At 55.0% G+C, this 16,441-nt stretch carries 13 protein-coding genes; 5 read left to right on the forward strand and 8 right to left on the reverse strand.

Translation table 11 applies throughout. The annotated features are described in order from the left end of the window. Window positions 1-372 precede the first annotated feature (372 nt). From QZ383_RS08940 to QZ383_RS08950, 3 genes are read left to right on the forward strand one after another with little or no spacing between them, the layout of a single operon-like run. Window positions 373-942, forward strand: a complete 570-nt coding sequence (locus QZ383_RS08940) for an FmdE family protein (protein WP_291444790.1) — start codon at window positions 373-375, stop codon at window positions 940-942. Beyond that, a complete protein-coding gene (locus tag QZ383_RS08945; RefSeq protein ID WP_291444791.1) occupies window positions 935-1,708 on the forward strand; it encodes a DUF364 domain-containing protein in 774 nt (257 codons plus the stop codon). Before QZ383_RS08940 ends, QZ383_RS08945 begins: the two co-directional genes overlap by 8 nt. Then, window positions 1,705-2,526, forward strand: a complete 822-nt coding sequence (locus QZ383_RS08950) for a class I SAM-dependent methyltransferase (protein ID WP_291444792.1) — start codon at window positions 1,705-1,707, stop codon at window positions 2,524-2,526. The genes QZ383_RS08945 and QZ383_RS08950 overlap by 4 nt, the downstream gene beginning before the upstream one ends. Window positions 2,527-2,560: 34 nt before the next feature. Here the strand turns inward: QZ383_RS08950 and QZ383_RS08955 are convergent, their stop codons facing one another. The 5 genes from QZ383_RS08955 to QZ383_RS08975 are packed head-to-tail and all read right to left on the reverse strand — an operon-like array spanning window position 2,561 to window position 8,522. Continuing rightward, on the reverse strand, window positions 2,561-3,607 hold the full coding sequence (locus QZ383_RS08955) for an energy transducer TonB (protein WP_291444793.1): 1,047 nt from the start codon (window positions 3,605-3,607) through the stop codon (window positions 2,561-2,563). After that, entirely contained in the window at window positions 3,604-4,362 is a 759-nt protein-coding gene (locus QZ383_RS08960; protein WP_291444795.1) for an ABC transporter ATP-binding protein, read from the reverse strand. The genes QZ383_RS08955 and QZ383_RS08960 overlap by 4 nt, the downstream gene beginning before the upstream one ends. Continuing rightward, window positions 4,355-5,368, reverse strand: a complete 1,014-nt coding sequence (locus QZ383_RS08965; protein ID WP_291444797.1) for an iron ABC transporter permease — start codon at window positions 5,366-5,368, stop codon at window positions 4,355-4,357. The genes QZ383_RS08960 and QZ383_RS08965 overlap by 8 nt, the downstream gene beginning before the upstream one ends. Continuing rightward, window positions 5,355-6,389, reverse strand: a complete 1,035-nt coding sequence (locus QZ383_RS08970; protein ID WP_291444798.1) for an ABC transporter substrate-binding protein — start codon at window positions 6,387-6,389, stop codon at window positions 5,355-5,357. Before QZ383_RS08970 ends, QZ383_RS08965 begins: the two co-directional genes overlap by 14 nt. Before the next feature lie 57 nt (window positions 6,390-6,446). Further along, complete coding sequence (locus QZ383_RS08975; RefSeq protein ID WP_291444800.1) at window positions 6,447-8,522, reverse strand: TonB-dependent receptor; 2,076 nt, start codon at window positions 8,520-8,522, stop codon at window positions 6,447-6,449. Between the two features lie 841 nt (window positions 8,523-9,363). Here QZ383_RS08975 and QZ383_RS08980 point away from each other — a divergent pair. Continuing rightward, on the forward strand, window positions 9,364-9,792 hold the full coding sequence (locus QZ383_RS08980) for a DUF302 domain-containing protein (RefSeq protein WP_291444802.1): 429 nt from the start codon (window positions 9,364-9,366) through the stop codon (window positions 9,790-9,792). A 179-nt stretch (window positions 9,793-9,971) separates the two neighbouring features. Here the strand turns inward: QZ383_RS08980 and QZ383_RS08985 are convergent, their stop codons facing one another. From QZ383_RS08985 to QZ383_RS08995, 3 genes are all read right to left on the reverse strand, one after another. Continuing rightward, complete coding sequence (locus tag QZ383_RS08985) at window positions 9,972-10,451, reverse strand: cupin domain-containing protein (protein WP_291444803.1); 480 nt, start codon at window positions 10,449-10,451, stop codon at window positions 9,972-9,974. Between the two features lie 81 nt (window positions 10,452-10,532). Beyond that, window positions 10,533-13,412 carry an ATP-binding protein gene (locus QZ383_RS08990; protein ID WP_291444806.1) on the reverse strand — a complete coding sequence of 960 codons (2,880 nt, stop codon included), beginning with the start codon at window positions 13,410-13,412 and terminating at the stop codon, window positions 10,533-10,535. A 374-nt stretch (window positions 13,413-13,786) separates the two neighbouring features. Next, window positions 13,787-14,455, reverse strand: coding sequence for a Crp/Fnr family transcriptional regulator (locus QZ383_RS08995; RefSeq protein ID WP_291444808.1), 669 nt, complete (start codon window positions 14,453-14,455; stop codon window positions 13,787-13,789). A gap of 297 nt (window positions 14,456-14,752) precedes the next feature. Here QZ383_RS08995 and QZ383_RS09000 point away from each other — a divergent pair, with 297 nt between their 5' ends. Next, entirely contained in the window at window positions 14,753-16,201 is a 1,449-nt protein-coding gene (locus tag QZ383_RS09000; protein ID WP_291444810.1) for an aryl-sulfate sulfotransferase, read from the forward strand. Window positions 16,202-16,441: the final 240 nt, after the last annotated feature.

Genomic DNA, 16,441 nt, shown 5'->3' on the forward strand with positions numbered 1-16,441 from the left:
CCTTTCTGGAGTTATGCTATGCATTATTACTAGCACTCCGGGGTCAAGGGCACAAGCGACAGTTCCAGCCCCGGATATCGCAGCTTTGGCGCGCCCGTCTGACAGTGCACGTATACCCACCGCCAGCTCCCGCCCCTCCCGTTCCATCCACCCTGCCCTTCCGCCTTTCTGCGCACGCGCCTCCGCCGCAGCTAAATGTTCCCGGCGTTTCCTTGGACGTTGTTGGCCTCCACCCGCCGATGCAGCCCGCATTATTGCTACCGCACAATGTTCACGCTTTTATTGAAACAGATACCAGCATGACAACCAGCGTGCGGGCATATAATAAAATATACGCATTTGAACATACAAACACTCTTACACATAAAAATTATGCAAGATATAAAACCTTACCTTGAAAAAGCCGAACAGTATCACGGGCATATTTGCAGCGGGCAGATTCTGGGCATCCGCATGACCTTGATGGCGTTAAAAGCGCTTGGCATGTCGCCGCATGACGATATGCGCGATCTGGTCATTTTTCTGGAGACAGACCGCTGCATTGCAGATGCCTCCTACGTGGTTACAGGAGTGACCGTGGGCCGCAGACGGGTCAAGATGCACAGCTACGGCAAAACAGCCATGTCCTTTCTGGATTTGAAAAGCGGCAAGGCCGTGCGGGTCAGCGTCATCACCTCCGACAGGCCGCCCCACCATGCGGATAAAGCCGCCCAGCTCGCCTTTTGGGAAGGCTACGCCGACAGCGACATTTTTTCCTGCCAGCCTGTGAGCATCGCCATGCCGGAGGGCGAACTGCCCGGCCCGCCAGCGCGCATTGCAACCTGCTGCGTCTGCGGCGAGGACGTGCTGGATTGCAAGGAAGTTGTGCAGGATGGCAAAACATACTGCCGGGCATGCCTCAACGGCGCATACTACAGCCCCATTGGAGGCAGCCATGCATAACCGCTGGCATTTGTATGACGAACTGGTTGATTCCGTTCCGTCAAAGGAGCTGGTTAAATCCTTTGTTTACGGCGATCACTGGCTGATGGTGGAATCAGACGCCGGGGGCGTGGGCATGGCCCAGCATTTCCCGACCATGCCGGGCGCGCAGGATCCCGCGCTCTCCCCGTATGAAATTGTCGGCCAGCCCTTGCGCAAGGTGGCCAAACGCCTAAAATCGTGGGATTTCAATCAGGCCTCCATCGGCCTTGCGGCCCTTAATGCCGCCAACAACACTCTGGCCCTGCGGCCCGAAAGCCCCATCCAGCCCGGTATAAACCGCATGCCCGGAGATGCCTTCAAATTTTTTCTTGCAGAGGCTACAGGTAAAAGAGTTGCGGTGATCGGGCATTTTCCCGGTTTGCGCATGCTGCGCCAGCACTGCGACATGTGCATTCTTGAGCGCAATCCACAGCCCGGCGACCTGCCCGATGCAGCAGCGGAATACGTTCTGCCGGAGCAGGATATTGTTTTTGTCACGGGCACAACATTCATCAATAAAACCATCACCCGCCTGCTGGAACTGACCCGGAAGGCCAAGGTTTTTATGGTCGGGCCAAGCACCCCCATGCATCCCCTGCTGTTCCGGCACGGTTTTGCCTCGCTTTCCGGCCTGGTGGTGGAAAATGCCGCAGGCATGGCCCGCGCCCTTAAAGACAACAACTGCGAGGCTATTTTTGCCAGCGGAGGCCTCAAGGTAAATCTGCTGCCCGGCGGTGCCCAGTGAATATTGAATCTTTTGAGAAGCTTTGGGTCGATTACCAGCCAGACCGCAAGGATGCGCAGGAGTTCTGGAACAAGCGCGCGCCCTCGTTCAACAAGCGCATTCGCCGCAAAACTGCGGACGAACACCGCCAGCGCCTGATGGAACACCTTGCGCGCAAGGCGGCCCTTGACCACAACAGCGCGGTGCTGGATATCGGCTGCGGCCCCGGCGCGCAAAGCCTTGAAATGGCCCCGCTGGTGGGCCGGGTGGAAGGCTTTGACCTTGCGCCCAACATGATTGATCTGGCAAAGGCCAATGCCGTTGAAGACAACTGCCCCAACGCCAGTTTTCGGGTTCTGGACTGGCAGGCGGCAGACATCGACAGCATGGGCTGGCGCAAACAATTCGATCTGGTTTTTGCATCGCGCACGCCAGCCATCAACAACCGCGCAACGCTGGAAAAGATGATTGCCGCCTCCAGCCGCGCCTGCTGCATGATCACGCATGTGGAAATGCGCCATTCTGTCAGGGATCAGCTCAAGAACATGCTCGACTGGGACGAACAGAAGGCCCGCATTGCCCGCAGTTTCTTCTGCGCTTTCAACATGCTGTTTCTGATGGGTTTTTATCCTGAGGTGGAATACTTTGACCGGGCGTGGGAAAGCGAAACGACCTTTGAGGATGCGGAACTGATGCACCTCAATTATTTCACCTGCATGATGACAATTTCTGACAGTCTGAAAACCGAAATGCGCAAGAAACTGGCAAGCCTCTGCCGCGACGGGATTATTCAGGAAAAGGTGGAATCAAAGCTGGCTGTCATGTTCTGGAAAATATAGCTCTCCCCCCCGGCCCCACAGGATGGGCTTTCTGCTACTTGAGGCTGAACTGTATGGGTACAACCACTCGGGCGGCCTGCGGCGGCGGCGCAAAGGGCGATGCCCGGTGCACGGCTTCCAACGCCGATTCGTCCAGCGAATCAAAACCGCTGCTGGTGCGCAGCTCCACATTTTGCGCCGAGCCGTCTCTAGTGATAGTAAAGGCCACATACACAAGCCCCTGAATGCCCATGCGCTTGGCTTGCGGGCTGTATTCCAGATATTTGCGGATGCGCTTTTTGATGTATTCGTAATTGCCCTTAAGGTAGCCCCCGGCATCACCCTGCCCTTCACTGGCGGCCCCGTTGCCCTGCCCGCTGCTGCCGCTGCCGCGCCCCGGCCCTGATCCCTCTGCCAAAGACATGCCCTGCCCTTGTAGTTTGCTCTGGTTTGCGCCGCTGCCAGCGCCAGGCTCTACGCCTGAACTTGCGCCAGCAGTGGTGGCAGACGGTTTCAGGTCGGCGACTTTGGCTGTCGTATTGTTGTCTGCCTGCTCCCGTTGCTGAACATTCTGTTCCTTGCGGGATTTGGCTTTTGCCTGTTTATCGGCTTTGTCGGGATGCGGCTTTTCCTTTGGCGAAGCATCGGCTGTTTTTTTTGCCGCTACTTTTTCGGCAAGCCGAGGTCTGGCAAGGGGAGATTGGGAATCCGCCACGGTGGGTTCGGCGGATTTATCCTGCTTTTGGGGTGCGGGGCTTGTCTCTTCTTGAACGGCTGCCGCCTCTGCGGCAGGTGACGCCGCATCTGCCTGCGATGCTGCATTCTGTTCCGTCTGAATGCCACCGCCGCCACCAGCGGCTGGCTCTCCGGCGGTGCCGGAACCCGGCTTGCCGTAAGTCAGGGTGATCACCACCCCGTCAAAGTCGCCATTGCCCGTGGACGGCAAGAGGCTGCCCAAGAACCAGAGTATGCCCAACACCGCAATGTGCGCCGCAAAGGAGGCCGCAAAAAACCACGGGCCTCTGGTATGCGATTTTGCGGGCGGCTCCTCAAGATAGGGAGCGGCAAAAATTTGTCTATCGGCTACGGGTTCCATACTCATGGCGCATCCGGCTTTGTAAGGTGCATCCAGCGCTGTGCCCGGGGGGGCAGGTTGTACAGATCCTTGATCTGCGGCACGGTAACAGTGGTGGAAACCGGGCCGTCCGCAACCACATGCCCCGCCTTGAGCAGTATGGCTCGCCCGCCCAGATACACCGCCTGTTCTGGATGGTGGGTGGTCAGCATGATCGCCGGCCCGGAGCCGGAAAGTTCGCCAATCAGCTCCAGCAAATGAAACTGGTTGCCGTAATCCAGCCCGGTAACTGGCTCATCCATGACCAAAGCAGAACACTCCTGACACAAGGCCCGCGCAATAAGCACAAGCTGCCGTTGCCCGCCGGATAACTCCAGATAGGATTTACGCGCGTAACCTGCCATGCGTACCTGCTCCAGAGCGGTCATGGCTCTACCAACATCCTCGGCGGAGAACCTGAGCCATGGGCTGCGGGCTGTGCGCCCCATAAGCACCACATCAAGGACCTGATAGGCAAAAACGCCCGTATGCATCTGGGGCACATAGGCCAGTGTGCGCGCAAGATCCCGCCGCGAGATTTCTTCCTGCGGGCGGCCTTCCAGAAAAATGCTGCGGGGCGGCACGGGCAAAAATCCCAGAATGGCCCGGAGCAACGTTGTTTTGCCGCAACCGTTGGGGCCAAGCACGTTCACCACTTCCCCCCGGCCCACGCGCAGAGAAACCTGCTGCAGCACAGGCGCGGCATCAAAGTAGCCAAGGGTGAGGTCACGCACTTCAATCATAGCGTCTCTTCCAGTCGTACCACAGGCTAAAGGCAAACAGCGGCAACAGGATGATCGAGGTGGCAATGCCCAGCGGCAGTTCCACAGTCCAGATTGTGCGGATGAAGGAATCCGTCAGCAGAATAAAAAGCGCGCCGCCCAAGGCGGAATTCAGCAGGCCCAGGCGATTGTCCGGCCCGCAGATAAAACGCATCACGTGCGGGATGACAAGGCCAACCCAGTTGATGACGCCAGCCATGACAACAGTCAGCGAACACGCTAGCGTTGCCGCCGCAATCAGTTGCATCTTCATGCGCGTACTGTTCACGCCCAGGGCCATGGCCTCGTCGTCGCCCATGGAAAGCGCGTTCACGACCTTGCCGTTAAGGCAGATAAAGGCCAACGCGCAGAGCATGAGCGGGGCCCCCCATGCAAGGTGGCGCGGCTCTGTGCGCGAAAGCGAACCCATGAGCCAGAAAACAATTTCGGGCAACTGCCTGTTGGGGTCTGCCACGTACTGCACAAGCGAGGTCAGGGCCACAAAAAAGGAGCTGCTCACCATACCGCCGATGAGCAGGGCAAGAAAACGCGCCTTTGGGTAAAGCATGGAAAAAAACAGGGCAAGGCCCACACCCAGCGCGCCGCCAATAAATGCCAGCACCTGCGTGGCCGCCATGGATGAAAAAGCCAGAATGCCCACGGCCCCGCCAAAAGCCGCCCCGTGCTGCACCCCAAGAATACCGGGCGACACCAGCGGATTCTGAAACATGGCCTGATACACGCTGCCAGATACCGCAAGGCTTGCGCCCACCAGCAGAGCTGTGACAATGCGCGGCAGCCGCAGATTAAAAAACAGAAACAGCACTTGTTTTTGATCCGGGCTGAGCGTGTTTCCAGCCCATGCATCGGCAAGCGCGCGGCAGAGTGCGCCCATGTCCAGAGGGTAGCGCCCCATGTGCAGCGAAAGCAGCACCGCGGCAACCAGCATCACCCCCAGCCAGAGCAAAATTTTTTCAGAACGTGCCATAAGGTTCAAAAAGCTCGCTTATCTGCGCATCGTTCATATCCAGATTAAAAAACAGTTTCATGAATCGGCGGCTCTCAGCCTTGATGTCCACGGCGTACAGATCGGGATGCAACAGATTTGCCAGCCATTGCACGCCCATGAGCCGCATGTAGGTTGCGGGGCGCTCTATCCAGCTGAAGGGGCCGCGCGGGATAAAATACACCCTGCCCGCCTGCACCGCAGGCAAGGCCGACCATTGGGGGTCCGTACGTATGCGGCGCATAAGATTGGGGTGGAATACCAGCACCACATCCGGATTGTAGGCCATGACCTGTTCAAACGTGACCTTGAGCTGGGCGTTTTCCGTGCCTGGCGGGCACATGTGCACACTGTCCGCGCCTGCGGCTTCAAGCACCTCCGAACGCTCGGAATCCTTACAGACCGAGGCAAGCCCGTTGGCTTCCAGCGCCACATACACGCGCGTGCGCCGCTCTGCTGGCAGATTTTTCATGGCTGCCGCCACCCGGTTCAGCGTTGCGTCAGCATAGGCCGCAAGGCTCTGCCCGCGCTGTTCGCGATTATACAGCCGCCCCATTGTCAAAAAACAGGCCGCCATATCCTTCATGCTGCCGCCCGGAGCGCTGGATACCTGCATGCCAAGGCTGGTCAGGGTCTGCTCTATGGGCAAATGGTCGTGCATGCTCATGGAAAGGTAAAAGGCCTTTTTGATGCCGCTTGCCAGCAGCATTTCCCTGTCAGGAATAAATCCCTGCCCGTACCAGCCGCCCAAGATGGGCAGATCGTGATACTGGGGGGGAATAAATTTTTTTTCATAATCCCGCAGAGGGGTGTTCCAGGCTGCAAGCAGCTCCGGAGCAAAGGCATAGAGCGTGAAGGCCGAGGGCGGCGTGGGGCAATAGACGCTTCTGGCATCGCCGCTGGCGGCAGGCAGCGTGGCATCTGCCGCGCATGCTTCAGTGCAAGGCAAAAAGGCCGCAAGCATAAGCGCTGCCCAAAACAGAAATGTATGGCGGATCTGCATACTATTGCCCCAAGTGGAGCCGCCCGCAGGCGGCCCCACCCGATTAAGATTAATGTATTAGAATGTTGCGGTAACACCCATGAAGAAGCTGCGGCCAGGCTCCGGATAATAGGCGCTGTAAGCATATTCCTGATCAAACATGTTCTTCACGCCAGCTTCCACGGAAAAGTTCTTGTTGATATCGTAAACGGCCTTGAGGTCCACGGTGGTGAAGCCGGGGGCCTTGCGGTAATACGTATCGTAAGGAGCACTGTTCCAGTAGAAGCCGCTGCTCATGTTGACCTGCGGAATGATTGAGAAGCCTTCCACAGGCGTGATGACGCTGTACAGGGTGCTTGTAAGCTCGGGCAACTGGGTTAGCTTGTCGTCGTTGGTGCAGTTGTTCCAGTGCATGTAGTTGAACACCGCTCCCACGCTCACATACTGGTTGAACACAGCTTCCGCGCCCAGTTCGTAACCGTAGAAGGTGGCCCGGTTCAGGTTTGAGAACGACATGTTGCCAGAAGTACCCTGCGAGGTGATCAGGTCTGTCACATCGCTGTAGTACACGCTGCTGTTGAGCTTGAGCCAGTCGCCAAAAATACCCTTGTAGCCCAGTTCATAATGATAGGCCTGTTCGGGGTTAAGATCAGGATTGGCCGGGGTGCCATTCGTGCGCATGTAGCGCTCGCGCATTGTGGCAAAACGTGATTTTTTGGCAAAGGTGGCGAACACTTCATGGTGTTCCGTCAGGTCATAGAAGGCCCCGACCTGATAGTTGAACAAAGTCTTGGGGTCGCTCAGCCCGTCCTTGTAGGAGTTCATGTCGCCCGTGGTATGATCGCGGCTTTCAAGGGTTTGCGGAACCATGGTGCTGAGGCTGCTGCCGAAGACCAGGGTGAGCTTGTCCACGGGCTTAAGGGTGTATTCCGCGCCCAGATCGGTATAGGTTTCCGTGATATGCTCATCCAGCTGCGACCCCACATCAGCGGCCTTTTTCTTGAGCTTCGGCTTCACGCCTGTGTCGTCAAACACGCTGTAGTCATTGTATTCTTTGTGTGAAAGAAGACGATAACCAGCGGAAAGGGCGATCTTGTTGGCGGGGTTGAAGGTATAGTCAAACGTCAACTGCCCGCCAGTGGTGAACTGGTCATACGTTTTGTCCGCAGAGTCCCGCTTGGTCATGGACACGTCGGTGTAGCTTTTGGAGGTGTCCTGATGCCAGTCATAATAGGCAACAGCCTTCAGGTGCGCCTTGCTGCTGAGGTTGAAATTACCATTGGCGTACACGCGGCTGGTTTCGTATTCCGGCCATTCCCAAAAGCGTTTGTAAGGATAGGTGGTTGCGTCGCCCGTGCGTGTTTGGGCGGCATCAAAGGGCTGGCCCTTCTGAAAATGCTGCCGCGTGTAGCCCACCATGACATCCACATCGTCGTTGGGCGTCCAGCCGCCAATGATATTGCCGGAGAGGGTCTGATTGTCCGAGTTGCGCGCGCGGCTGCCCGGCTGATAGGGCGCAGAATCAAAACTGGCCGGATAGGTGAAAAAGTTCTGGTTGTTGAATATGAACGTTCCCTTGAGGTAGTAGAGATCCTGCTTGGTTCCCACGCTTGCCGCAGCCATTTGACCCTGATTCTGCACGTTGCGGTCAAAAAAATTCATGTACTTGGCGGTGGCTTCAAACTCTTTTTTGGGTTTTGCCGTACGCAGGTTCACTGCACCCGCAAGGTTGTTGTTGCTGATCAGCAAGGGCGAGCTGTAGCCCTTGGAGACTTCGATGGATTCAAGGCCATAGGTCAGGATGTTATTGGCGTCCCATTCGTTGCGATAAGCGGTTGCAACGGGGATATCGTCAATATACAGGCCCACCTGATAACGGTTGGAGCCACGAATGCTGATGGTTCCCTCATTGCGGCCTGCGGAAGTTTGCAGGTTCACCCCCTCCACGCCGCGCAAGGCTTCCCAAAGGTTTCTGGCGGTTTTCCGCTCTATGTCCACCTGGGTGATATGGTCGATGGTGTCCTTGGAAGCTGCCATTTCCAGAGGAGAAAGTTGAACCTCGCCATTACCTTCATTACCGGCGGCTGCAGCACATGGGCTGCCAATGATCCCCAATAAAGCCATTACTGCCGCATGCCTTTGCCACTGTTTCATTGTGCCTCCAGATTTGAATCGTCTTCCCTGCCCTCTTCCTGCCGATTATTTAAAAATGCTTCTGATAATTAATATTTTATTGTGTAAACAACCGATTGAAGGGGGGCAACGGTGACACGATATATTGAGAACCGTGATTATTGATGAAGCTTTGGGAAGCGATCTTCTCAAGTTTCATATGGCAAGAGGTAATTCGCTGAACTTGCTGCTTAAAAAACAAAAAGCGCATGTCTTCTCAGCCTGTTGCGGGAGCAGCTGGTTTCAATACATTCTGGATGAGGAAAAATTGGAGAAATGTTCCGGCAATCCCACAGAATGGAGATTGATACTGGGGTCTTTCGGTACTGGGGGATGGTGCAACTGCACCAATCGCATAAGGGGAGAGGGGCACGGATAACCGAATATTACGAATCAATAGGGCAATTAATATACATAGTTTAATTTATCTGATTACAACAAATCTTTGACTGCCTCCCTGCCAAGGGCTATGTTTTTATCAATGAATAAAGACAACCTTCCCGTGATTCGGCCCTGTATAAAATGCGGCAACTACCCCAAGCTCCAAACATCCAGACCTGAAGGCAGAACCCACGATATCTTCCGCCTTTATTGCGACTGCGGAAACTGCCCCTTGCAGTGGTCAGTCAGCGAATCTGCCGCCATCCGGCTCTGGAATTCCTACGTGGCATCCTGAGCGTGCCTGCTTTGCCAGCCCGCTTGGCTTATTTACTGCGGCCTGCGGCACACCACCCACAAGCCTCTGGGAACCTTGACCGGAAGACCAATGCTTGTCCCCTGTGCGCAGTAAAAATAAACCAGTCACCCACAAGCAGGTGTAATTATGAACACCCCTGACAATGGCTTGCAGCGTGTACTGGCAGCCCCGAAGGATAGCCTTGAGACTGTCTGGCAGCGGTTGCTGAAAGCCATTGAGAGTACAAAAATCCCTGTTTTCTCCATTGTGGATCACAAACAGAATGCAGTTGAAGCAGGCCTTGATATGGCTGGCGCACGCGTGATCACCTTTGGCAATCCGGCAGTGGGCACAGCCATCATGCTTGAAGCCCCGGAGGCAGCCCTTGATCTGCCCCTGCGGATTCTGGCGGTGGAAACGCCGCAAGGGGTTTGCCTGCTCTGGAATGATCCCACTTGGATTGCGAACCGCCACGGAATTGTCAAAAACGCGGATGTTGCGCAAAGAATGCAGAAATTGATGGAGCGACTCACCCATGAGGCGACTCAACAGCAGACGGGAGATGGCGGCCAGTAAAAAATTGCGGTGGCGGGTACACCATAAAAAAGGCGGGCCGGAAAGATCCCGGCTCGCCGATAGCATTTAAGCTTTGAAAATATATATTCTCAAAACTTTCAAGATGCTCACTTCGGAGCTAACAGCGCAAATGAATTGCGCTTACACCTTTGTGGCGGGCGCTTGCTCCCAAGAGTGGGCTATTTTGCGCTGACGGATAACGCTTGCCCGGCCACCCCGCAGTAGACAAGAAAGAGCTCCACGCCCTCATCGCCCGTATAGCCATAGTGCGGCCTATTGACCATTTCCGCCAGAAAGTCCCCCTGCTTCAACTGCCGCTCCAGACCGTCCACCTCGCTTTTTACTGTCAGCGCGCCCGCATGCACGTAGGCAATGTTCGGCATGGGATGGGTGTGGCTGCCCAACCGAGAATTGGGAGGAATCACAATTTTTACAATCTTGATGTCCGCATTCCCGACCGGGTATGAGCCATAGGGCGTTCCATCCCATGAGCGATCGGCTTCAAACAGCACCGTCTTGGTCACGCCAGTGGCAGGGGCCACCGCGGCAACAGCCTGACCCGGCTCAAACAGCACAGCGCCTCTGCCGCCCGCCCAGAAACCCACGGCAAAAATGACAATGCCTGCGGCCATCGCCAGGGCGTAATTTTTTTTGAACATGGACATCTCCTGCACGGCACCGTTTCGTAAAAATTGGGAACATTTCCGCTAACTAAAATATCCGCACGCCACTAGGCCAGATCAGCCAGCGTTTTGCCCCCGCCGCAGCCAGCGCAAAATGGTTGCAAACATTTGATCCGGTTCCACCGGCTTGGCAATAAAGTCGTTCATTCCCGCTGCAAAGCAGCGGTCGCGATCTTCATTAAATGCATTGGCCGTCATGGCAATGATTGGCAGGTGCTGGGCAAGCGGCATCTTTCTCAGCTCGCGGGTCGCCTCCAGACCGTCCATATTTGGCATCTGCATATCCATCAGCACCAGGGCATAATGGTCGGGGCTGGTTTGGCGCACCTTGGCGAGAGCTTCCAGCCCGTCACGCGCAACATCCACTTCAAGCAGGGCCTCTGCCAGTGTTTCTGTTGCAACAATCATATTTATTTCATTATCTTCCACAAGCAAAATACGGCTGCCTGCAAAATTTACAGAAATTTCCTTGCAGGCATCCTTGATCTGCTCCCTGGCCTTAAAAAGGCTGGCGCCTTCGACCTTGTCAAAAACTGCCGTAAACCAGAATGTGCTGCCCTGCCCCAATGTGCTATGGGCTCCGGCCTGCCCGCCCATGAGTTCAGCCAGTTTTCTGGTGATGGCGAGGCCCAGGCCTGTGCCGCCAAAGCGCTTGGACATGGAAGAATCAGCCTGCTCAAAGGGAGCAAACAGGTTTGGCAGTTGCTCCTCGGCAAAGCCTATGCCGGTATCTGCCACTTCAAAGCGGAGTCTCACGTGCGATTCCATTTCGGCGTCCATCAGAGTGCGGATGACAACACGCCCCGAGTGCGTAAACTTGATGGCGTTGCTCACCAGATTGAGCAAGGCCTGCGTTACGCGCAGGGCATCGCCCCTGAGCGCACAGGGCATTGGATCAGACTCCGCGTGCAGCTGTATGCCCTTGGCAGAAGCGCTTTCTGCCATAATTGACATCACATTGCTGGAGATAGCCCTTATATCCATCGATTCGGCAACAATAACGAGCTTGCCAGCTTCAATCTTTGAAAAATCAAGGATATCATTGATAAGACGGAGAAGATGCCTGCCTGATGCCTGAACGCGCTCCAGCTTTTCCGTTGTATCTTTATCTTGCGTTCTTTTTCGCAAAAGGTGGGCAAGCCCGATTATGGCGTTCAGCGGTGTGCGGATTTCGTGGCTCATGCTCGCCAGAAAAATACTTTTGGCAGCACTGGCAGCCTCGGCCTGTTCCCGGGATTCAGCCATCTGGGCCATTGCCATACGTTCATTTGTGATGTCGTCAATAACAGACACTATCCCCTTGGAAGGGTCAGCCGGGTCAACCGCCGTGCCCGTCATACGTGCCCAAAAACGGGTTCCATCGCGGCGCACCAGTTCTTCTTCCCTGCAATATGTTTCACCGTTCCATATCCGCTCGTAAGGGATTTTGCCCGCATCAAGGTACGCAGCATTGTCCACATACCATATTGCAACAGACTTGCCGATCATCTCGCCATCTGGCCAGCCAAACATTTCGTGCATCCTGCGGTTACCGCGAATAAATTTACGGTCGGCGATCAGCGCTATGCCGGAGCTGGCGCAGTCGTATATGGTCTGCAACACCGCCGTACGCGCGGCAAGCTCGGCTGAACGGCTGGCAACCTGCTCCTCCAGTTGATCATTAAGTGCGGCAGTGGCCTGCTCCGCCCTTTTGCGCTTTTGGCTCTGGATTGCCAGGGCAATGGCCAAAACAGCTAAAATGGCAATGGCTGCCGCTGCGGCAATTACTGAATTGCGGTATTCGCTCCAAATGGTTCGCGGGCGGTTCAATACTATGGAATCTGGGGGTAACCTGGTGGTGTCGGCACCCCAACGCAGCAACTGAACCCAGTCAAACATGGGCTGCGGCAGCACTGCGGCATCTGTGTTGTCGGCATCAATTTTGCTGATTCCGGTCAGAAACTCAAAACCGACTTTGCCGACTTGCCGCCCGACCTCTGTGGTCATTACAACAGACCCCCCCGTTGCCCCCTGGAGGACATGCGCATCATAGAGGGCCAGCACTGGCGCGTTTGCCAGCCTGGCAACATCGGCGGCCACCTCGGCGGGAACAAAACTGCGCCCAGTACTGTCTTTGTAATAGGCTCCAAGCAAGACAAGGGTATTTGGGGGCAATGACGAAATCCGCTCCAGCATTTCCGTGTAGGACAATGCCGCAGTATCCTCCATCACGATATTTTCTGGCAATGCGGCCAGGGCCGAAACCACCTGAGTATGGAACAAAGACTGTTTATTGTATGCTCCGGCAACTACAACCAGCTGACGCGTTTGCGGAAAAAGATCGAGCCCGTAGCGGAGCGTTCCGGCAATATCCCAGCGACTGCCCACATACAAAACAGAGTGCGGGCGACCACGCCACAATACCGCAGGATTCGATATCTGGGTTGCCAGCACGGGCACATCAAACGGCACCATGCCAGCGCACTCATATGCAAAAAATTCCAGCGCAGTCTGATTTTGCACTACCACAAGGCCTATGTCTGCCTGGGCAATCTTTTCCTGCAATACGGATGCGAGCCTGGAACGCCAATATTTATTGTTGTTACGGACAAGATCGAGCATTTCAACGTATATATCGTTGAAACTCAGGCCTTTTTCCCTGAGGACTTCAACTGTGCCGGCAGCCATGTTGTCTGTAACAGGGAGGCCATATTGCGACCCGGAAAGAATGAGCACGGCCTTGTGCACTGCTGTTTGCGGCTTGCCCGTTTGTATTCCCGGCTGCACACCCTGTGCATTGGCCGTGGCTGCTCTGGCCACGGATTTGGAAAAACCGGCATCAGAAAGCAACAACAGGGCGCAACCTATGATAACCAGCCACATTGCAGAAATGTGCAGGATAGATGGACGATGAAAATTGCTCTTCGGCAGTTTCACAATGGTCAGCAGTGATTGCATCTATTCACCCCTGCGTCGCAAGCCCAGTTATAAAAAACGAGGAATCTGCGTAAGGGTGCCTGCCGTGCGCGCTGCGCACCTCGTGGCATCTGATTACATCTTGTATTTTACAGTAAATGTATCCAGCTGCGAAGTCCAGCTACTACAGGTTGTGCACTTCTTGAGCGGAAATCTGTTTAGCCTGATATTATAATATACTAATTTATTTAATTTTTTAACAAAACTACACAGTTCAAATGTTGCATGGATTCAAATTCATGCAACACACCTATACATTCAACAAATTTTTAATATTATTTTGCATTTCGCTACACAAAAAATAGTAGCATGCAAACGATACTAAAAAGCACTGCAAAAGGCCGTGGACAATTCATCTACATATGTGCCTCTTTGTAAAATTCGTCCGGCTTGAGAATAAAGATTTCATCGCTGTTCTTGTCAAAAGAAAACAAACCACGCTCCTGCGCCTGCCGCATCACCTTGTATAGGGTGATGCGATGCATGCCGAGCAGGTCAGCCATATCGCGGTAAGAAATATCGCGTTTGGCGCGTAGCGGTTCTGAGCCCGGCACAATCCGCGAAGCTAAAAACTTACAAATGCGTGTAAGATGTGATTCCATACATAACGAAACGGCATTTTTTGACAATAGGGTAACTTTTACACTGTAGCTTTTGCAAAGATTAAAAAATAGTTCAGGATGTTCCATACCCAAACGATGTACATCTTCCCTGGTAAATGTGCAGATATAGCAATCTTCTGCGCAATCGTGAAAAAAGCGCACCTCGCCTTGCCCAGAGGGTATGCTCTTATCCCCGTCCATAAACATTGGCGTCTCATTAAAACATGAGCCATCGCCTAGATACCAGAGCGTTTTTTCACTTCCATCAGGGGCCAGAGCCATCAGGCGAACCCTACCGCTCACCAGAAAGTACATATCTGGCTGATTGTCATAGAATTTATACCCCTTACGAAACAGACGCGGCTTTGTCAGCGCCACGCTTCGCCAACACTCATTCTGTCTGAGCAATTCAGTAAATGACACGTCAGCCCCCTGGGAAGTGATGAACTCTAGGCGGAAAGCGGAATTCTGGCTTATACCATGCCAGCCTTCCTCATCCTGCTTTGGAACCTAGCGTACCCTTTTTGTGAATTATGTTGCAAGGACAACGTTTTGACCATTTATCTTGTGGCAGCATTCCAGCGTACACGGTCAAAGGCCTCAGGTCAGTGACCGGCCATCGTGAGGCTTTCACTTCGGCATTGCGTGTTGTTGCACTGCTTGCCGGAAAGCCCTCAACGGTTCAATGTAAGCACATTCAGCCCACCCGAGGAGGTTGTCATGGGACACCCGACTATCTATCCCACAGGCGTTACGGTCTATAATCCGGAAAAAGCCTGGAGTGGATTCACCATCATTCAGGCACCGGACAACGGCGCTCTGCTTCTTGGCATGAACGGTCATGAAATCCGCATGTGGAAGGACGTTCATGGCTTTCCCAACAAGATGTTCCCCGGCGGCATGCTCATGGGCAGCACCGGCACCCGCCACCCCAAGCACGGCCTTCAGGATCAGCTTGATCTTGTGCAGATCGACTGGGACGGAAACATCGTGTGGAAGTTTGACCGCGCCGAATTTGTGGAAGATCCCGGCCAGAAGGCGCAGTGGATGGCTCGCCAGCACCACGATTTTCAGCGCGAAGGCAGCTCCACGGGCTACTATGCTCCCGGCCAGGAACCAAAGATTGACTCCGGCAACACCTTGGTGCTTTGCCACAAAAACAATGTGCAGCCCTACATCAGCGACAAACCGCTGGTTGACGATGTGATTTATGAAGTCACCTGGGACGGCGACATCGTATGGGAATGGAACTGCTCTGACCATGCGGAAGAAATGGGCTTCACCGAGGCCGCGCTCAACGCCATGTGTCGCGACCCCAACTACCGTGGCGGCACCCTCATGGAAGACGCTCCCGGCGTGGGCGACTGGATGCACGTCAACTCCATGTCCACCCTTGGCCCCAACAAATGGTTTGAGGCTGGCGATGCCCGTTTCCATCCCGACAACATCATCATTGATGGTCGGGAAACCAACATCATTCTGATTCTGGATAAAAAAACCGGCAAGATTGTCTGGCAGCTTGGCCCGGACTATGACCGCAGCCCCGAAGACAAGGCCATCGGCTGGATCATTGGTCAACACCACGCGCACATGATCCCCCGTGGCCTGCCCGGCGAGGGCAATATTCTGGTATACGACAACGGCGGCTGGGGCGGCTACGGCAACCCCAATCCCGGCGCGCCCAAGGGCGTCAAGGCTGCCCAGCGCGACTACTCCCGCGTGCTCGAAATAGACCCCGTGGCCCGCAAGATTGTGTGGCAGTACACGCCGCACGAAGCAGGATTCCTCGTGCCTCTGGACGCCAGCCGTTTTTACAGCCCCTTCATCAGCTCTGCCCAGCGCCTGCCCAACGGCAACACGCTTATTTGCGAAGGTTCTGACGGCCGCGTTTTTGAAGTGACGGCAGAACACGAAATCGTGTGGGAATACATCTGCCCCTACAAGGGCCATATCAGCCTGCCCATGAACTGGGTGTACCGCGCCTATCGCCTCCCCTACTCCTGGGTGCCGCAGGCGGATGTGCCGGAAGAAAAAGCCATTGAACCTCTGGAAGTCAAAACCTTCCGCGTACCCGGCGCGGCCCCGTTTGGGGCAATGTCCGAAGTCAAGGTTGAAGGCACCATCGGGTACTACAGCGGCGCAGGGCACTGCGTTGCCGCCACGGAATAGACAACGGTTCGCCATACCTTCCTTGCAGGGGCTCCGCCTTCGGACGGGGCCTCTGTTTTTTTATGGATGAAGCCCCGCTCAAAGCCGGTTCCTTATGGTGCAGACAAGTGCATCTCGCAGCATGAGGACACCTCTCACGCGGGGTCAACATCACCGGAAGCCAGCTTCCGCCCCTAATTTCAGATCAGGGGGCAGCCCGCAACAACGCAGGACAAGGTAAAAATTTTAAGGAAGCCCCCG

Origin of the sequence: Desulfovibrio sp. (assembly GCF_019422935.1) — a bacterium.
Lineage (GTDB): Bacteria > Desulfobacterota > Desulfovibrionia > Desulfovibrionales > Desulfovibrionaceae > Desulfovibrio.